This is a genomic window from Hymenobacter algoricola, assembly GCF_039539525.1.
GTDB classification, from domain to species: domain Bacteria; phylum Bacteroidota; class Bacteroidia; order Cytophagales; family Hymenobacteraceae; genus Hymenobacter; species Hymenobacter algoricola.
The window spans coordinates 225,972-244,291 of sequence record NZ_BAABDH010000039.1; the positions used below are offsets into that span (position 1 = coordinate 225,972).

Sequence of the window (18,320 nt, forward strand, 5' to 3'; positions counted from 1 at the left end):
TGGGAAGGGCAGGCTCTAGGTGGTGGGCAGGGCAAAGTGCGGATTCTGAATGATGCCCAGCAGGTTGGCAAACGGGTCCTGCACCGAGCCCAGCAGAATGCCGCCGCCCACGTCGTGGACGGCCTCGTGGGCCTGCGCACCCAGGGTCAGCAGCCGCTCGTAGGCCGCCTGGGCATCGGGCACACCCCAGTAGGTAACCGGCCCGGCCGGGCCCGCCACCGGGCCGTCGGGTACCAGGCCCAGCTCGTAGCCGCCCACGCTGAAGCCGACGTAGTAGGGCTCGTCGAAATAGGGCTCCTGCTCCAGCACGGCGCGGTACCACTCGCGTGCTTTGTTCAGGTTACCAACCGGGTACACGATGGTGCGCAGGCCTTGGAGCATACAACGGAGACGAATGAGCGTGAAAGAGGCCGTCAAGCTACAAAAACCGGCTTGCAAAGCGTAGTGCGGCCCGCAGCCCAGCTTACGGCCTTAGTCGGCCAGCAGGGCCTGAGCCCGCAGCCAGTCGAAAATCAGCTGGTCGACCGGCGACACTTCGGGGCGGTGGCGGTAGGTGAGCCAGACCAGCTGCTCGATTTCGGCGGCGGGCTGCAGCGTGCCCTGGTAGTGGGCGTAGTAGCACGTCATGCGCACGAGCAGGCCGGTAGGATGGCCGTGGGCCTGGGCCTCAAACGTGCCCGCGTAGCGCAGGCTGGCCGGGTCGAGGTCCACGGTCAGCTCCTCTTTGATTTCGCGGAGCAGGGTCTGGACGTCGGTTTCCCCGGCTTCGCGCTTGCCGCCGGGAATGTAATACCGGTCTTTGCCGAAGCTGCGGGTGCTCAGCAGCCGGCCTGCGGACAGGTGCAGCCAGGCAATTTTGTCGATGCTGGTCATCAGGGGAGCGGGGACGATGGGGCCGGATACGCCGGGCGCGCTCAAAAGTACGGCGCGGCATTTGGCAAACCCTAAGCCCCGGCCCGGAGTTTAGAGCAACTCACGGCCCCAGCCGGCTTCCTGCTTCTCCCCAACGCCATGTCCAGCCTCTTCACTCCCCTGACCCTGCGTAGCCTCACGCTCACCAACAGAATCGTTGTCTCGCCCATGTGCATGTACAGCAGCCACGACGGCTTCGCCAACGACTGGCACCTGGTTCACCTGGGCAGTCGGGCTGTGGGCGGCGCGGGCCTCATCATCACCGAAGCCGCCGCCGTGGCCCCCGAGGGCCGCATCACCCCCGACGACCTGGGCATCTGGAAAGACGAGCACATTGAGGGGCTGCGGCGTATTACTACGTTTATCCGGGCCCAGGGCGTGGCGGCCGGCATTCAGCTGGCCCACGCCGGGCGCAAGGCCAGCACCTACACCTCGTGGAAAGGGGCGGGCCAAGTGGCCCAGGCCGACGGGGGCTGGACCACGGTGGCCCCCAGCGCCGTACCATTTGCCGATGCCTACCCCACGCCGGTGGCCCTGGACGCGGCCGGCCTGGCCCGGGTGGTGGCCGACTTCCGCGCCGCGACCGTCCGGGCGCTGGCCGCCGGGTTTCAGCTCATCGAAATCCACGCGGCCCACGGGTACCTGCTCCACGAGTTCTTTTCGCCCCTGAGCAACCAGCGCACCGACCAGTACGGCGGCTCCTTCGACAACCGCATCCGCCTGCTGCTGGAAGTGGTGGCGGCTACCCGCGCCGTATGGCCCGCCGCGCTGCCCCTGCTCGTGCGCATCTCGGCCACCGACTGGACCGCGGGCGGCTGGACCGCCGACGAGTCGGTAGCCCTGGCGGCCATTCTGAAGACCAAAGGCGTGGACCTTGTCGACTGCTCGACCGGCGGCAACGTGCCCGCGGCCCCCATTCCCGTCGGACCGCTGTACCAGGTGGAATTTGCCGAGCGGATGAAGCGCGAAACCGGTATGCCCACCGGGGCCGTGGGCCTGATCACCACCGCGGCCGAGGCCGACGCCGTCATCACCACCGGCCAGGCCGACCTGGTTATCATGGCCCGGGAGTTTTTGCGCGACCCATACTTCCCGCTGCACGCGGCCTTCGAGCTGGGCGCCGACGTAGCCTGGCCCGTGCAGTACGAGCGGGCCAGGCCGCGCCGGCAGCGCTAAGCGCGGCACCGGCGTCGGCGCGTGGTGAAAACCGTCAGCCAGGCTTCCGAAGGCGCGGCCCGGGTTTTGGGGCCGGCTGGTACGGTCGTGGACTGGCCACGGGGGCTCGGCGCGGGCAATACCTGACTGCACGGGGAAGAGCGAAACCCGTCTTCTCCCGTCGTCCGGCTGCGGCCGCAATAGTTGCGCGTCGGGCGGCCGGGGACTGATGCAGCCTTTCGTCCGGCTTGGTATCTTTGGCTGACTGCCGTTCTTCCGTTCCTTCCCCGTCCTCCTGCCGTATGATTTCATCTGCTTCCCCCCGCGCCCGCCTGCTGGCCGCCGCTTCGGCCCTGCTGCTCGCCGGCTGCGCTACCAGCCAGACTGCCCCGGCCACTACCGCCGCGGCCCAGGCGGCCCCCGAGCCGGCCACGGCCGCCGCCCCCGTGCTGAAAGGCGTAGGGCTGGACCTGAACGACCTGGACCGCTCGGTGTCGCCCTGCGACAATTTCTATCAGTACTCCGGCGGCAACTGGCTGCGGGCCAACCCGGTGCCCAGCTACGCCACCCGCTGGGGTCCGCGCAACCTGCTCGGGGAGCGGACCCAGGCCCTGCTGCGCCAGATTCTGGACGAGGCAGCGGCTTCCACCACGGCTCCCAGGGGCAGCAATCAGCAGAAGGTGGGCGACTTCTACGCCGCCGGCATGGACTCGGCCGCCATCGAAAAGGCCGGCCTCAAATACCTGCAGCCCGAGCTGGCCCGCCTGGCGGCGGTCAAGGATGCCCGCGGCCTGACCGATATTATGGCCCGCCACTTCATGCTCGGCATGGGCTCCTTTTTCCGCGGCGGCGTGGAAGTAGACGATAAGAACTCCACCGTCTACATCGTCGGTTTCAACCAGGGCGGCCTGACCCTGCCCGACCGGGACTACTACTTCAAGGACGACGCCCGCACCCAGACCATCCGGACGGCGTACCGGAGCTACCTGACCAACCTGTTTGCCCTGCTGGGCGACAACGCGGCCACGGCGAAGAAGAACGCCGCCACCGTGGAGCGCATCGAAACGCGGCTGGCGCAGGCCTCGCGCACCCGCGTGGCCCTGCGCGACCCTCAGGCCAACTATAACAAGCTGCCCCTGGCCGCGGCCCGGCAGCGCTACCCCAACCTGGACCTGCCCCGCCTGCTGACCGGCGTGCAGCTGGGCGCGGCCCAGGAAATAAACGTGGGCCAGCCCGAGTTCTTCGCCGAGCTGAACGCGGCCCTGAAAGCCGAGCCGCTCAGCGACCTGAAAACCTACCTGCGCCTGCACCTGGTGCATTCCGTGGCGGGGGCGCTGCCAAAGGCGTTTGTCGAGGAAAGCTTCCGCTACAACCAGGTGCTGACCGGGGCCAAGCAGCAGACCACCCGCTGGAAGCGCCTGCTGGCCTCCACCGACGGGGCCCTGGGCGAAGCCTTCGGGCAGCTCTACGTCGACAAGGCTTTCTCGCCGGCGGCCAAGCAGAAAGCCCTGGAAATGCTGGGCAACATCAGAGAAAGCATGGCCGACCATATCCGGACCAACACCTGGATGAGTGCCCCCACCAAGGCCGAAGCCCTGAAAAAGCTCAGCGCCCTGCGCGTAAAGATCGGCTACCCCGACCAGTGGAAGGACTACTCGGCCCTGAGTATAAGCCGGGAGTCGTACCTGAAGAACGTGCTGGCGGCCCGGGAGTGGGACTATCGGGAGGAAGCCAAAAAGTACGGCGGCCCCATCGACCGCAACGAGTGGGGCATGACGCCGCCGACCATCAACGCCTACTACAATGCGTCGCTCAACGAGATGGTGTTTCCGGCCGGCTACCTCCAGCCCCCGTTCTTCGACCCCAACGCCGACGATGCCGTCAACTACGGCGCCATCGGCGGAGTGATGGGCCACGAGATGACCCACGGCTTCGACGACAACGGCCGGCAGTACGACTCAGACGGCAACCTGCGCGACTGGTGGACCGCCGCCGACGGGGCCGAGTTTACCAAGCGCGCCGCCGTGGTGGGCCGCCAGTACGACACGTTCTTCCCCCTGGACTCGGTGCACGTGAACGGCAAGCTGACCATGGGCGAGAACCTGGCCGACTTTGCCGGCCTCACGGTGGTGTATGGCGCCCTGCAAAAGCAGCTGCAGAAGCAGTACGGCACCAACCCCCGGCCCCTGTACGACGGCCTTACGCCCGAGCAGCGCTTTTTCCTGTCGTGGGCCCAGCTGCGGCGCTCCAACATCCGGCCTGAAGCCCTGCGCCAGCAGATCCTCACCGACCCGCACTCCCCCGACCAGTACCGCACCATGGGCCCGCTGATGAACATGCCCCAGTTCTACCAGGCCTTCGGCTGCCAGCCCGGCCAGAAGATGGTCCGCCCCGACGCCGAGCGGGCCGAAATCTGGTAGCCGCGGCCCGCGGTCCGGCCGGGGCTGGCGGATGCGCCGTATCTACCCCTCTACCTTGAATTTCCCACCGTTTCCAACTCCCATGATCAGAAAAACGAACCTGCTGCTCGCCCTGGGTGCGGCCTCCGGCCTCACGCTCTGGGGCTGCGCCACCAGCAAAACCACCAACCCCACCGCCGTGTCCGCCACGCCGGAAGCCGTCAGCCCAACGGCTATGGCCACGGAGGCACCCGTGCTGAAAGGCGTGGGCCTGGACATGGCCAACGCCGATAAGTCGGTGTCGCCGTGCGACAATTTCTTCCAGTATGCCTCGGGCACCTGGCTGAAAAACAACCCGGTGCCGGCCGCTGAGTCGCGCTGGAGCTCCTGGAACCTGCTCATCAATCAGAATGAGGCCGTGATGCGGCAGATTCTGGACGAGGCCGCCACCAGTATCAGCGCGCCCAAGGGCAGCAACCTGCAAAAGGTCGGGGACTTCTATGCTTCCTCCATGGACTCGGCAGCCATTGAGGCCGCGGGGCTGAAGTATCTCAAGCCCGAGCTGGACCGCCTGGCGGCCATCAAAGACCTCAAAGGCCTGCAGCTGGCGTTCAGCCACCAGCAGATGCTGCGTACCGGTCCCGTATTTGGCCTGAGCGTGGGCCAGGACCGCAAGAAAAGCACCGAGTACGCCGTCTACCTCAACCAGGGCGGCCTCACCATGCCCGACCGGGACTACTACCTCAAGGACGACGCCCGCTCCAAGACCGTGCGGGCGGCCTACGTCACCTACCTGACCAACACCTTCCGCCAGCTCGGCGACAATGCCGCTGCGGCCCAGAAAAATGCGGCCACCGTGCTGCGCCTGGAAACCCGGCTCGCCAAGGCGTCCAAGGACCGGGTGGCGATGCGCGACCCGTACGCCAACTACAACAAGATGACCGTGGCCGAGGCGGCCCGGCAGTTTCCCAACCTGGCCTTGCCGGTACAGATGCAGCAGGCGGGCCTGGCCTCGGCCAAGGAGGTTATCGTAGGGCAGCCCGAGTTTCTGAAGGAAGCCAGCACCATGCTCAAGACGGAGCCCCTGGGCGACTGGAAAACCTACCTGCGCTGGCACCTGGTGTCGTCGGTGGCCGGGGCGCTGCCCAGGGCATTTGTCGAGGAGAACTTCCGCTACAACCAGGTGCTCAGCGGCGCCAAGCAGCAGCAGCCCCGCTGGAAGCGCATGCTGCGCGCCACCGATGGCTCTTTGGGCGAAGCCTTCGGCCAGCTCTACGTCGACAAGGCCTTCTCGCCCGAAACCAAGAAGAAGGCCCTGGAAATGGTGAACAACATTCGTGAGGCCATGGGGGAGCACATTCAGCAGAGCGACTGGATGAGTGCGGCCACCAAGGTTGAAGCCACGAAGAAGCTGAACGCCTTCGTCGTGAAAATCGGCTACCCCGACCAGTGGAAGGACTATTCGGGCCTCGCCATCTCGCGCGAGTCGTACGTGAAGAATGTGCTGACGGCCCGCGAGTGGGAAAGCAAGGACAACCTGAAGCGCTTTGGCGGCCCCATCCGCCGCGGCGACTGGGGCATGACTCCGCCCACGGTAAATGCCTACTACAACTCGTCGCTCAACGAAATTGTGTTTCCGGCCGGCATCATGCAGCCGCCGTTCTTCGACCCCAAAGCCGATGATGCCGTCAACTACGGCGGCATGGGCGCCGTTATCGGCCACGAAATCACCCACGGCTTCGACGACCGGGGCCGGCAGTCGGATGCCGACGGCAACCTGCGCGACTGGTGGACCAAGGAAGACGCCGAAAAGTTTACCCAGCGCGCCGACATGGTGGGCCGGCAGTACTCGGCTTTCGCGCCCCTGGACTCGGTGTACGTGAACGGCAAGCTGACCATGGGCGAGAATCTGGCCGACTTCGGCGGCCTCAGCCTGGCGTACTCAGCCCTGCAAAAGCAGCTGCAGAAGCAGTACGGCGCCAACCCCCGGCCCCTGTACGACGGCCTCACGCCCGAGCAGCGCTTCTTTCTATCGTGGGCGCAGGTGTGGCGCACCAATGCCCGCCCCGAGTACCTGCGCCAGCAGGTGCTGACGGACTCGCACTCCCCGGCCCAGTTCCGCACCAACGGCCCGCTGATGAACATGCCCGAGTTCTTCGAGGCTTTCGGCTGCAAGGACGACGCCAAGATGGTGCGCGCCCAGAACGAGCGCGCCAAGATCTGGTAAGCCAGGCTGAAGCCGTGACTCCCGAAGCAGGGCGCCTTGTAATGCACAGGGCGCCCTGCTTTTGTTTACGCCCCGGGTCGGCCCACCGGGCGCGGGTGCTGCTGGCCGGATAGTAGCTACTTTGCAGCCTCAATCTGCCGTATGAACTCCGACGCCTCCGAACTACTTCACCTGACCCACCGCACCGATCTGGGTATCTTCGTGGGGCGCTGGGGGTATCAGCCCACGGCCGCTGCACTGCCCGCCGTGTACCAGGAGCTGAAGCAGCAGGCCCTGGCCGCGGGTTGCCCTTTCTGGCTCCAGGACATCCGGCGGCGCTCCTTCAATGATCCGGAAGTAACCCAGTGGCTGCTGACCGAGTTTTTCCCCGAAATGGGGCACCTGCTGGGCGGCCGTCTGTCAGTTGCCTACCTCGTCGGCCCCACGCTGATGGAAGCCATTCTGGCGGGTCCCGGATTTGTGGGACCGGCTGCCTACGATGGTCAGCCGTTTGTCATTGCTTTCTTCGGCGACGAGGGCGACGCCATCAGCTGGCTCAACCAGCAGCAGTCTGCTACTGCCGCCAACGGCTGAAAAGCCTCATCCGTACTACCACCCCTTCCCGGTTCTCGTGAAGCCCCGCCGCAAACCCAGCCTTTCGCGCAAGCCGGATTCCTTTCCCGCCGAAAACGTCTTTGAGCGCTGGGACGCGGCCCGGCTGCTGCGCCACGGCCGCGAGTTTGAGCAGTGCCACTTTATCGGCGCCGACTTCTCGGGGGCCAGCCTGGGCAACCTGCTGTTTGTCGACTGCCTGTTTGAGCGCTGCAACCTGGCCTCGGCCACGCTGGCGGGCACCGGCCTGCAAAACGTGGCCTTCGACGCCTGCAAGCTCTCGGGGCTGCAGTTCGCGGCCTGCCGCGACCTGCTGTTCGGCGTGTACTTCGAGCAGTGCCAGATGCCCTACACCTCATTCTACGGGCGGAAGATGCCCCACACGCGCTTCCACGGCTGCACCCTGACCGATGCCGACTTCGGCGGTGCTGACCTCACGGAAGCGGTTTTTTTCGACTGCAACCTGACCGGGGCGCTGTTTGAGCGCACCCAGCTTTCCGGCGCCGACCTTACCACCGCCACTGGCTTCAGCATCAACCCCGAAACCAACGTCTTGCGCAAAGCCCGCTTTGCCCTGAGTGGCCTGCCCGGCCTGCTCAGCCAGCACGAGCTGATAATCGAGGCCTAGCCGCCGGAGCTCGTGCCCAGCCCCGGCCGAAAGACGGCGCCCGCTAAAAAGCCCGGCAGCGGCCGGCAGCCCGGGAAGCTAGCACTATGCTAAACCCGACCAGCCCGCCGCCGGCTAGCCTTGCCAGGTGCCGAACCTGCCGGCCTCATGAGCCTGGTAGGCCTGCCGGATTTCCGCTGCCGTATTCATCACGAAAGGGTCATAGGCTATATTAGGCTCCTGGAACGGCGCGGCGTGGCCCAACAAAAGCACGGCATCGGTCAGCGCTTCGATCTGCAGCTCCGTGCCGTCGTAGTGGAACTCGGGGAGCTTGCGGGCCTCGGTTTGCTGCCCGTTTACCCGCAGCCGGCCCCGGATGGCATAGAAGAATACGGTGTGGTCGGTCGGCATGGCGAGCTGCAGCTGGCCCCCGGCTTGAAAGTCAGTCGTGGCCAGACTCATATCGGTGAGGGGCTGCACGGCGCCGGCCGTCCCGAGCCATTCGCCCGACACGGCGTGTACCGTCACGCGGCCTGCGGGCGGTACTACGGCCGGAATATCGGTCTGCTGCAGCCCGAGGTGGCGCGGCGCCACCATCTTGTCCTTGGCCGGCAGATTCACCCAGAGCTGCAGCATTTCCAGGTTGCCGCCAGATTTCTTGAATTCGGGGAATGATATTTCACTGTGAATCAGGTCGCTGCCGGCCGTCATCCACTGAATGCCACCCGCTTCAATCACGCTCTGGTGGCCGCCGCTGTCCTGGTGCGTGATGTCGCCGGCCAGGATAAACGTGGCGGTTTCGAAGCCCGGTGCGGGTGCGGCCCAAATGGCAGGCCGCGGTTGTGGGGCGCGTAGTGCTGCGGACCGTGGTGGTTCAGAAACAAAAACGGGTCGAGGTGCTCCAGCGCCGGCGCCGGCAGGGCCCGGTACGTAATCAGGCCGGCAATAGGGGCGCTGATGGCAGGGTGCTGTTTTTTGACGGTACGTATAGGGAAACGGGAAAAAGCGGGAAAGGAACCGCAGGACCCCGCATACCGTGCTTCCCGCCCGATTGTTTCTGCTGCCCCCCGCAACCGCCGGGCCGGCACCTACCGCCCAAACGAACGGGCAGAAGCGCCAGCGTGCCCGCAGTCTGCCGCCCAGCGTTAGAGTAAGCAGGCCCCGCTGAATCCGGGAATTGGCTGGCAGAAGCAGGGGCTGTTCCGGGTTTTGCTCAGCAGGACAGCTGGTTACCTCGATATGCGGCTCCCGCCAAGCCGCTATGCTGGCCCTAAACCCCCTTCTCAGGATGCAGGCGCCGATTTTGGCAGCAGGGTAGGGCAGCAGGTAGTGGGTGGCAGCTGGGATACTTCGGTAAAATTTGTATTTATCCGATAAAGGCTTTAGGTGGATTGCTTGGCGGTACTAAATTAATGTCGGAATAATTCGAAATAATGTAGTGGAATAATTAAATTTTATCATACTAATATTTGAAAAATATTTATTTTCAAGAACTTGAATATTTCTAATACAAAGGCTTTATATTCGTTATATGTAGCGTTCGGATTGGATGATGACCCATCCTTTGTTCTCTGCAGCAGAAGTGCTCAACCTCCTTCATCTCTCTTATGTCCAAAATACTACTCCTGTTGTTTTGCGCATTGATGATCTTTGCAGATGCGCAACCGGTATTGGCCGCCCCTCCCGGTATTTTCCTGTTCCGAGCTAAAAGCCGCGTTACCGAAACAGCCCATTCCCCTAACTACAAGCGCTACCGCGGCAACAGCCGCCACAAGCCCCGAAAACTCGGGGTGTGGAAGCGGTGGCGGCTCCGCGTCAAGGCCAAGCACAAGGCTAAAGCGCACAAAATGGCCCCGACCCGCGCAAGACGCACCACTCTCTAAACCCGGCGTATTGCCTCGCCGGCAGCTTGTCCCTGTCGTGTGCCTCTTCCAGATGGCACGCGGCAGGGATAGTTGTGTTTTACTAGGCTGCCACTCCGGCCCGTGGTACGTGGCCGGCAACGGTACATTCAGCAGTTGTTTAGCAAAACAGGGCTGCGGCCCTGCCGGCACCGGGCCACGGGGCGGTACCGCGACGGTAGCGGGAAATGGCAGTACGAGAAGCTGAGTCGGGAGCATCTTTAATGCATTGTAGAACCGGCGGAATTCTTTTGCGGGGCCGAGAGCAGCAGGCAATAGTTGAGGAAGGCGCTATTTGTTCCGCCAATGCCTTTCGGTCATACACGAAAACCGCTGCCCGGCCGTTTTGCGCCGGATCAGGCCCCTGCCAGATGTAAAGGAGAAGCCCGCGCGCATCCTTATCTTGCCCTGTCTTGCTTTCGCTCTCATTTTCCACTCGCCTATTGCTTTTGTATGAATACCCATTTCACTGTTGTTGAAGCTTACCTCCGATTGAGTCAGGCTCTGGAAATTGATCCGGCGGCGTACGGGCCCGTGCTGCACCCCGAAGTAGAGCAGACCGAATACCCCAACCTGCTCACCAAAACCACGCAGGTGCGCTCCTTCGAGGCTATTATCGACAATGTGCGCGCCGGCCGCGAGCTGCTGCTGAATCCGCAGTTCGAGAATACGACGCTGCAGTCCGTTACGCCCGACAGCGTGCTGCTGGAAACCTACTGGCACGCCAGCGTGATGGGCAACTTCAGCCTGCTGCAGCGCGGGACGCGACTAGCGGCCCAGATGAGCATGATTTTCGAGTTCAAGGATAACCTGATTTTCCGCCAGCGCACCTACCGCTGCTTCGAGCTCCTTGCCGCGTCTTAATGAAGCGACACCTACGCTGACAGCAGTCTGACTCGACGGTCCCTGGCCCGGCCGCTGACCGCCTCAAACGCGGTAGCCGGGGCGTTGCTGCCCGGTTGTCACGTGTTTCAGGATCCTGATCCGGCCAAACGCCGTACCAAGCTGTTTCAGCTACGTCGGCTCCCGCACCAGGTAGGCCGGCCGTTTCCGGCGCCGCGCTATGACTACCCCTGCTGCTACTATGCCTGCCGCCCCGGCCACGCTGTGGACGCCCTTTGCCCACGCCGTTTTCCGCGCCATCTGGGTTGCCGGCCTGGTGTCGAACGTGGGCACCTGGATGCAGAACGTGGCCGGGGTGTGGCTGGTCACGACGCTGACCACCTCGGCGCTGCTGGTAGCCCTGATGCAGACGGCCACCAGCCTGCCCGCTTTCCTGCTGAGCCTGCCTTCGGGCGTCCTGGCCGACCTGATTGACCGGCGCCGGCTGCTGCTGTTCACCCAGGCTTTCATGGCCGTGGTAGCCGCCGTGCTGGGCGTGCTCACCCTGACGGGAGGCATTTCGGCGCTGGCCGTGCTGGGCTTCACGTTTCTGCTGGGCATGGGGTCAGCCCTGAACGCGCCCATCTGGCAGACGGTGGTGACGGAGCTGGTGCCGCGGCCGGTGCTGCCCTTTGCCATTACGCTGAACGGGGTCAGCAACAATATTGCCCGGGCTATCGGGCCGGCTATCGGCGGCTTGGTCATTGCGTATTATTCGCCGGGGTTCGTGTTTCTGCTCAATGGCCTCTCATTTCTGGGTACCTGGGCCGTGGTGTATGCCTGGCGCCGCACCCCCACGGCCGTAGCCGGGCCGGCGGAGAACTTCATCGGGGCCCTGCGGGCCGGGATGCGCTACGTGCAGTATTCGCCGGCGCTGTACGGAGTGCTGGTTCGGACGTTTGCCTTCTCCTTCGGGGCCAGCGCCATGTGGGCGCTGGTGTCGGTGGTCGTTGCCCGCAAGCTGCACCTGAGCTCCGGGCACTACGGCACCATGCTGTCGTGGCTGGGCGCCGGGGCCGTGGCCGGAGCCTTTCTGATGGGCCGGGCCGGCTCCCGCCTCAACTTCAACCAGCGGGTGCTGCTGGGCGGGCTGGCCTTTGTGGGGACCAATGTGGCGCTGGCGCTGTTCACGGCAGTCTATTGGCTGTATCCGGTCATGTTTTTGTCCGGAATAGCCTGGCTGATGGTGATGACCAGCTTCAGCACGACGGTACAGCTGAACGTGCCCAAGTGGGTGCAGGCCCGCGTTATCAGCATTTACATGCTCGTGTTTCAGGCGGGGCTCTCGGTGGGTAGCCTCGTGTGGGGGGAGCTGGCCGACCGCACCACGCTAACGGTAGCTTTGCTGGGGGCCGCGGGCTGGATGCTGCTGAGTTCCGGGCTGGCCCTTCCTTTTCCCATGCGCTCCGGCGAAAACCTGAACCTGGACCCGGCCGGGCACTGGCCCACGCCCGAAGTACAGGGCGAAGTGGACCCCGACGACGGCCCGGTGGTGGTGATGGTCGAATACCTGGTAGCGCCCCAGGACTGGCCCGCGTTCCGGCAGGCGGCCGAGCTGCTCACCCGGCTGCGGCTGCGCGACGGGGCCCTGCGGGCCGGCGTGTTTGCCGACATGGCCCACCCGGAGCGGATTACCGAGTTTTTCTACGTGGCTACCTGGGGAGAGCACCAGCGGCAGCACCTGCGGTTTACCAAGGAAGATCAGGCCATCGAGGCGCAGGTCCAGCAGTTTCACACCGGCTCCGTTCCGCCCCATGTCACGCACTTTCTGGCTTTCCCAAAGTCCATCAACGTGGAAGTGCCTATGCCGCTGCAGAATCTGGAAGCGCAGCAGTAGGGGCGGCCAGCAGCCCGCCGCGTGGCCGGCATGAAATCCTTCCTGGCAAGTTGCACGTATCTTAGGTAACTGCATTTTGCTCGCAGGGTCTGCCCGTTCCCGCTGCCAGCTTAGGCCGCGACTGGACGTCGTCGGCTCCCGGCCGTTCGTTACGAAGCTCACCAGAACCCCGGAAAAAGCAAGTGCGGCGAGGTTGGCTTAATCTTTGACAAAGCCAGCGCCCAGGCTGAACCCGCTTTACCCTCCTCTGTATGACGAAATTCCTTCTTTTCCTGCTGTGCGCCTTCCTGATGCTGGGAGAGCCTACCGCCGCCCAAGCCGAATCAGCCGAGGGTACTGCGGCCCTGACCGAAACCGTGGCCTACCCCCGGGTGCCGCGCCCCGTATACAAGCGCTACCGCGGCAACAGCCGCAGCAAGCACCGCAAGCCGGGTATGTTCCGCCGTATGAAGCTGCGTCGTCAGGCCAAGCTGAAGCGCACTGCCCCGCGCGCCGTACGCAAGCCACAGGGTGTCATCAAGGTAGATGCGCCAACGGGTACTATGCCCAAGCAGCCGCAATAACCTGCCGGACTACCGTCAATTCACTGCCTCAGCCGCACTTTCCTTCGGGAAGGTGCGGCTGAATCTTTTAGGGCTCCGGCGGCGGTTGGTGGACGCTCTGACCGGGCTGGCCGGCGAGCATGCGTAGCCTGAGGGGGCTACCGGCACCTGGAATAACGAACAGGCTGGCTACCGCTGCCGGCGAGCAGTACCAGTGCTGTCTACGCTGGCTCTTACTCGTACAGGTCCTGCGGGTCAGCGGCGGCCAGCTCCACCAGAAACCGGGCGATGTTGGTAGTGGCGGCGTCCAGAAATGCCTGACCCTGAGCCGCCGTGGCCTCACTGGGGTCGCCCACGCCGGTGTCGGCCGAAACCTGGCTCCATTCGCGCTGGGCCCAGGCCCAGCCCTGCCGCAGCGCCTGAATGCGGAACTGCTTGGCCGCCCCGCTGCCGGCTTCCGCCAGCGGCCGGACCAAAGTGGGCGCAATGTGCAGCATCGCACTGGTTTCCAAGGCATCGGCATGGTCGCCAGGGGCCTGAAAGTACTGACTGCGGTCAGCGGCTTTGAACCAGTTGACCGTGGACAGGAACACGGCGGGGAATTCGGCCTGCAGCTCGCGCAGCATCTGCCGAAAGTCGTTGCCGCCGTGCCCGTTCAGCACCACCAGTTTCGGTATGCCCTGCCGGTCGAGCACCTGCACCAGGTCGCGCAAAATCAGCAGCTGGGTGCTCGGGTTCAGGTTCATATTGAGCGTAATATCAAGCTGGCCGGTATTCACGCCGAAGGGAACCGTGGGCAGCACCACCACTTTGGCTCCCTGCTCCCAGGCCTTGCGGGCGGCCTCCGCGGCCACGTAGTCGCACTGAAAGTTGTCGGTAGCGTAAGGCAGGTGGTAGTTGTGCGCCTCAGTGGCACCCCAGGGCAGCACGACCACCTGGTACTTGGTGGCGCGCACGGTTTGCCAGGTGGTTTCGGCGAGAATATAGGGACGGACAGACATGGCAGAAGGCGAAGTAAAGTAATCAGCTGCAAAACAAGCGGCCAGGGGCCCGCCTCGGCCTGTTACGGCCCGCACGGGTTCCGGGCTGCCTCCCGCCTGGACTTTAAACGGGGAGTCAGTTTGTAGTCCCCTTAGGTTCTGGTCCCCCGCCTACAGCCGCCAGGGTAATGAAGGCCAGTGAGCAGTGGATCGGTCAAACCAGGGTTAGTTCCTTGCTTTTCACCGTTCGTGCTGCCGGCGCTGTTGGTGAATCAGTGCCGGCGGTAGCGGGCAGCAGTTGCCCGTCAGCAGGTAGGCGCTTGCGAAGCATCTTTCGCTTGCTTGCTACTTTGGGGCTCGGACTCAATGTTGCAGAAGCCAGACGTAGCGCTTCAACCTTAAAGGCCTCGTCGTGTTTACGTCGTTTGGCGGGCACCGTCCCCTGGTTTTTGCCGCCGTAACAGAAGAGCTATCCGTCCTTTCACTGTCCGTTACTCCTGTGATTGCCTCGCTTTTGCCTAATAAGCTGTTCTAGGGGCAAAAGAAAAAGGGTGTTTCCAGCTTGGAAACGCCCTTTTAGGTAGCGGGGACAGGACTCGAACCTGTGACCTTTGGGTTATGAGCCCAACGAGCTACCAACTGCTCCACCCCGCACTGTTTGGTTCTGCAAATGTAGGAGGGTTTTCGGGAAAAACGTCATGCAGGGTCATTATTACTCGCCCACAGCGGCTTCCGGGCTGAGTATCAGTTAGATTATTTTGCCGGCCTGGCAGTCCTGCCCGACTGAAGGCTCCGCGGTAGGTGGGCAGCCTCGTTAATATTAGGGCCTTTCTTAACCGGAACGGGTAGCCAGCGCGTAGAGGGTGTTATTCTTTCATCTACTACTTTTTCTGCCAAACCACATGACTCGTTCTTCCTCCCTTTTTGCCGGTAGCCGGTTCTGGCTGCTTACGCCGCTGGTGGCCTCACTGGTCGGCCTGGCCGCCTGCAACAGCAACACTACCAGCGAAACCAGCTCGGCGGGTATGGCCACTGACTCCACCGCCATGGCTATGGATACCAGTGCCATGGGCGCCCCGAAACCAGTGCAGCCCGCCGGCGCCGCCCCCGCCTGGGCTCCGAATATTGCGCCGGAAATGCAGACTGTCATCGAGAAGCTGGCCAGCCTGAGTGGCCCCACACCGCCCGAAAAGCTGCCCGTGGCGGAAGTGCGCAAAGGCCCTTCGGCTACCGATGCCACTATGGCCGTGATGAAGGACTTCGGCATTCAGACGCCGCCCTCGCCGCTGGATACGATGAGCCGGGAAGTGGCGCCGGGCGTGAAAGCCCGCATCTACGTGCCTAAAGGCGCTACCGGTCCGCTGCCGGTGGTGGTGTATTACCACGGCGGCGGCTGGGTTATTGCCAACCTTGACACGTATGATCCTTCGGTACGCGCGCTGGCCGAGCAGACGGGCGCCATTTTCGTGTCGGTGGCGTACCGGCAGGCTCCGGAGAACAAGTTTCCCACGGCCCATAACGATTCCTTTGCCGCCTACCAGTGGGTGCTGAAAAATGCCGCCTCCATCAAGGGTGACCCCAAGCGCGTGGCCGTGGCCGGGGAAAGTGCCGGCGGCAACCTGGCCGCCGCCGTGTGCATGATGGCCCGCGACAAGGGCATCATGCAGCCCAAGCACCAGCTGCTGGTGTATCCCATTGCCGGCTACGACCTGAACACGCCTTCCTACCAGAAAAATGCCGCTGCCAAGCCGCTGAGCAAGCCGTTTATGGCCTGGTTCTTCGATAAGTACCTGCGCACGCCGGCCGACGGCAAGAGCCCGATGATTTCGCTGGTAACGGCCCCCAATCTGAAGGGCCTGGCCCCCGCTACCGTCATTGGAGCCGGCATCGACCCGCTGATGAGCGAGGGTAAAACCTACGCCGACAAGCTCAAGGCCGCCGGCGTTCCGGTCACCTACCAGCTCTACGACAACGTGACCCACGAATTCTTCGGCATGGGCGCCGTAGTGCCCCAGGCGAAGGAAGCCCAGGCCCTGGCTGCCGGCGAGCTGAAGAAAGCCCTGCAGTAAGGAGCAGGTTCTTTGCTGGACCAAATACGGCTAGCGTCCGGGCGCCTCGTTATGGCGAGGCAAAACGGCCGGCCGCGTAGCCAGCGGCGGTAATCCGTCCGGCGCAACCCTGCAAGCTCATATGAACAAAAAGTCCCGGCGTAGACATACGTCGGGGCTTTCTGCGTTTATGCAGAGCCGTACACAAACGGCGCCCTGCTGGCAATGGTAGCGCTGGCCGGCCGCTCATCAAAACCGGCTGGTGATGCCGAAGTGAATTTTGGACGCGTTCAGGGAAAATGGCTGGCCCTGGGTGCGGCCAACGGAGTACACGAACTGAAACAGGCCCGCCGCCGTGCGGAAGCTCAGGCCCGCCCCCAGGCCGGTGGGCGTGCTGCTGGTCTGGTCGTTGCTCAGGTCGCGGCGCAGGTAGCCCTGGTCGGCAAAGACGAACACGTAGGCGTCGCCGCCGGTGAACTGCCGGAACTCGACGGTGCCGATGCCGTAGGAGCTGGCGTAAAAGGCGTACTCGTTGAAGCCCCGCAGCGTGGCCAGTCCGCCCAGGCGGAACATGTCGTTCAGAAACAGCCGCTTGTTTACCAGTGACTCCCCCCGGAAGCGGACCAGCACCACGCCGCCTTTGCCCACGGGGAAGTACTGCTCTACCCGCAGCCCCAGCGTGACCTGGGTGGAGCGCAGCGGCAGGCGCCGGTAGAGTGTGTCGTTGAGGTCGGCATTTTTGCTGATGACCTTGGTGCCCACGGCGCCCAGGCCGCTGGCCAGCAGCCCGCGCCGGGGAAAGAACAAGTCGTCCAGAGTGTTGCGGACAAACTCCAGGCCGTAGGAGTTGAACTGCGAGTCGATGGTGTCGGGCAGCACGGTCCGGGTGCGGTAGGTGGAGTCGGAGAGCAGGCGGGAGCTGCGGCGCTCGGTGAAGAAGGTGAGGCGGCCGACCCGGGCGCTGGGGTAGGTGAGCTGCAGCCGCGGCCGGAGGGTGAGAAAGGCGTTGGACTGCTTGTACAGATTGAAGGAGCCGCCCAGCTCCAGCGGGGTGCCGAAAAAGTTGGGGTGCACATACTGGGCATCAAACAACTGGGAGGCCACGTCGAGCTTGCGCCACTGCAGCCCCAGCTGCTTGCCGCCCCCGCTGATGTTGCGCAGGTTGATGGTCACGTCGCCGGTAATCTGCACTTTCTTCTGGCCCGCGGCCGGGGCCGGATTGGGCAGCACCCCCACAATGGCGTCGAACTGGTTGGCGGCCCTATCGTCGATGAGCAGGTACACCCGGGCCCGGCCCTTGGCGAAGCGCACTTCCGGGTCGGCACGCACCTGCAGGTAGGGCAGCTGGCGCAGCAGCCGGGCCGCGGCATCTACCCGCTGCTGGCTGTAGGGCTGGTTGGGGAAAATCTGCAGGTACTTGGTCAGAAACCGCTTCTTGGTTTTGGTTTTGCCCACAATCTGAATCGAGTCGAACACCACCACCCGGCCCCGGTCCAGCACTACCCGCCCTTCGATGTCGGCCCCGCGCAGCTGCACCGAGTCGAGGCGGACGGTGGCGAAGGGGTAGCCCTGGTTTTCGGCTTCGGCCAGAATCTTCTGCTGGAACTTGGCCCACTCGCTCGGTTCGAAGGGCCGGTTCTGGTAGAGCTTGTCGCGGAAGCCGGCCCGGGTGAGCAGCGCGTCGCCGAGGTTGCCGTTGCGCAGGCGGGCCCAGCGGAACTTCTCGCCCACGTACAGCTGCACGCTCAGCGTATCGTGCTGCCAGCGCAGGTCGTCGGCGGAGGCCGTCAGGTAGGCGTCGGCCTGCAAGGCCAGCACCAGGTTGCGCACTTCGCGCAGGGCACTCAGCGAGTCGGACGCCGAGGCCCGGTGGCGGTAGTGCCTGAGCAGGGGCGCGTCGGCGGCTTCGGTGCGCAGGCGGATGACTTTGCGCGCCGGCGGCGGCAGCTTGCGGCGCCGGAGGCTGTCGGGCCGGGATTGGGCGGGCGGAAAGGCGGGCGTGAGCGTCGGAACCAGGCCGGGGGCGGGCAGCGTTTGGGCCCACGCGGCCCCGGGCCACGCCAGCAGCAGACTCAGCAGGAAGAAAACGAGGGCCCGGGCGTACATTTGGGAACACAAACGCAGAACTGCGCTTTTAATTTCCCGAAGGTCTGAAGAAGCGGGCAGCTGTCGGCTAGCCCCGGCCCAACAAAAAGCGGGCGGTGCCACCATTCTTCCTTTCACCCAGGCCCGCCGCCTA

The 18,320-nt window shown here is 64.2% G+C and carries 15 protein-coding genes and 1 tRNA gene; 10 read left to right on the plus strand and 6 right to left on the minus strand.

Annotated features, from left to right (window positions below):
• Nucleotides 1–15 precede the first annotated feature (15 nt).
• Together ABD842_RS11890 and ABD842_RS11895 are read right to left on the minus strand one after the other, a co-directional pair.
• A complete protein-coding gene (locus tag ABD842_RS11890; RefSeq protein ID WP_345113918.1) occupies nucleotides 16–381 on the minus strand; it encodes a VOC family protein in 366 nt (121 codons plus the stop codon).
• Nucleotides 382–471: 90 nt separating this feature from the next.
• Nucleotides 472–918 carry an NUDIX hydrolase gene (locus tag ABD842_RS11895; RefSeq protein WP_345113921.1) on the minus strand — a complete coding sequence of 149 codons (447 nt, stop codon included), beginning with the start codon at nucleotides 916–918 and terminating at the stop codon, nucleotides 472–474.
• Between the two features lie 93 nt (nucleotides 919–1,011).
• Between ABD842_RS11895 and ABD842_RS11900 the strand changes: the two genes are divergently transcribed.
• From ABD842_RS11900 to ABD842_RS11920, 5 genes are all read left to right on the plus strand, one after another.
• Nucleotides 1,012–2,088, plus strand: coding sequence for an NADH:flavin oxidoreductase/NADH oxidase (locus tag ABD842_RS11900; protein WP_345113924.1), 1,077 nt, complete (start codon nucleotides 1,012–1,014; stop codon nucleotides 2,086–2,088).
• Between the two features lie 281 nt (nucleotides 2,089–2,369).
• On the plus strand, nucleotides 2,370–4,487 hold the full coding sequence (locus tag ABD842_RS11905; protein WP_345113927.1) for a M13 family metallopeptidase: 2,118 nt from the start codon (nucleotides 2,370–2,372) through the stop codon (nucleotides 4,485–4,487).
• An 82-nt stretch (nucleotides 4,488–4,569) separates the two neighbouring features.
• Complete coding sequence (locus ABD842_RS11910; protein WP_345113930.1) at nucleotides 4,570–6,693, plus strand: M13 family metallopeptidase; 2,124 nt, start codon at nucleotides 4,570–4,572, stop codon at nucleotides 6,691–6,693.
• Nucleotides 6,694–6,834: 141 nt separating this feature from the next.
• Nucleotides 6,835–7,266: a hypothetical protein gene (locus ABD842_RS11915; RefSeq protein ID WP_345113933.1), complete on the plus strand. Its 432-nt coding sequence runs from the start codon at nucleotides 6,835–6,837 to the stop codon at nucleotides 7,264–7,266.
• Between the two features lie 37 nt (nucleotides 7,267–7,303).
• Complete coding sequence (locus tag ABD842_RS11920) at nucleotides 7,304–7,912, plus strand: pentapeptide repeat-containing protein (protein ID WP_345113936.1); 609 nt, start codon at nucleotides 7,304–7,306, stop codon at nucleotides 7,910–7,912.
• 114 nt (nucleotides 7,913–8,026) lie between these two features.
• Here ABD842_RS11920 and ABD842_RS11925 read toward each other — a convergent pair whose 3' ends face one another.
• Nucleotides 8,027–8,719: a pirin family protein gene (locus ABD842_RS11925; protein WP_345113997.1), complete on the minus strand. Its 693-nt coding sequence runs from the start codon at nucleotides 8,717–8,719 to the stop codon at nucleotides 8,027–8,029.
• Nucleotides 8,720–9,498: 779 nt separating this feature from the next.
• Here ABD842_RS11925 and ABD842_RS11930 point away from each other — a divergent pair.
• From ABD842_RS11930 to ABD842_RS11945, 4 genes are all read left to right on the plus strand, one after another.
• On the plus strand, nucleotides 9,499–9,774 hold the full coding sequence (locus tag ABD842_RS11930; RefSeq protein ID WP_345113939.1) for a hypothetical protein: 276 nt from the start codon (nucleotides 9,499–9,501) through the stop codon (nucleotides 9,772–9,774).
• Between the two features lie 471 nt (nucleotides 9,775–10,245).
• The gene (locus ABD842_RS11935) at nucleotides 10,246–10,656 is read left to right on the plus strand and encodes a nuclear transport factor 2-like protein (RefSeq protein ID WP_345113942.1); all 411 of its coding nucleotides are present in this window, start codon (nucleotides 10,246–10,248) and stop codon (nucleotides 10,654–10,656) included.
• Nucleotides 10,657–10,855: 199 nt separating this feature from the next.
• Complete coding sequence (locus ABD842_RS11940) at nucleotides 10,856–12,511, plus strand: MFS transporter (protein WP_345113945.1); 1,656 nt, start codon at nucleotides 10,856–10,858, stop codon at nucleotides 12,509–12,511.
• A 251-nt stretch (nucleotides 12,512–12,762) separates the two neighbouring features.
• Complete coding sequence (locus ABD842_RS11945) at nucleotides 12,763–13,074, plus strand: hypothetical protein (RefSeq protein ID WP_345113948.1); 312 nt, start codon at nucleotides 12,763–12,765, stop codon at nucleotides 13,072–13,074.
• Nucleotides 13,075–13,286: 212 nt separating this feature from the next.
• Here ABD842_RS11945 and ABD842_RS11950 read toward each other — a convergent pair whose 3' ends face one another.
• Entirely contained in the window at nucleotides 13,287–14,054 is a 768-nt protein-coding gene (locus ABD842_RS11950; RefSeq protein WP_345113951.1) for a creatininase family protein, read from the minus strand.
• 560 nt (nucleotides 14,055–14,614) lie between these two features.
• Nucleotides 14,615–14,687, minus strand: a tRNA-Met gene (locus ABD842_RS11955).
• A 248-nt stretch (nucleotides 14,688–14,935) separates the two neighbouring features.
• On the opposite strand from ABD842_RS11955, the gene ABD842_RS11960 reads away from it, so the two are divergent.
• Complete coding sequence (locus ABD842_RS11960; protein WP_345113954.1) at nucleotides 14,936–16,102, plus strand: alpha/beta hydrolase; 1,167 nt, start codon at nucleotides 14,936–14,938, stop codon at nucleotides 16,100–16,102.
• A gap of 228 nt (nucleotides 16,103–16,330) precedes the next feature.
• Here the strand turns inward: ABD842_RS11960 and ABD842_RS11965 are convergent, their stop codons facing one another.
• Nucleotides 16,331–18,187: a BamA/TamA family outer membrane protein gene (locus ABD842_RS11965; protein WP_345113957.1), complete on the minus strand. Its 1,857-nt coding sequence runs from the start codon at nucleotides 18,185–18,187 to the stop codon at nucleotides 16,331–16,333.
• Between the last annotated feature and the right edge of the window lie 133 nt (nucleotides 18,188–18,320).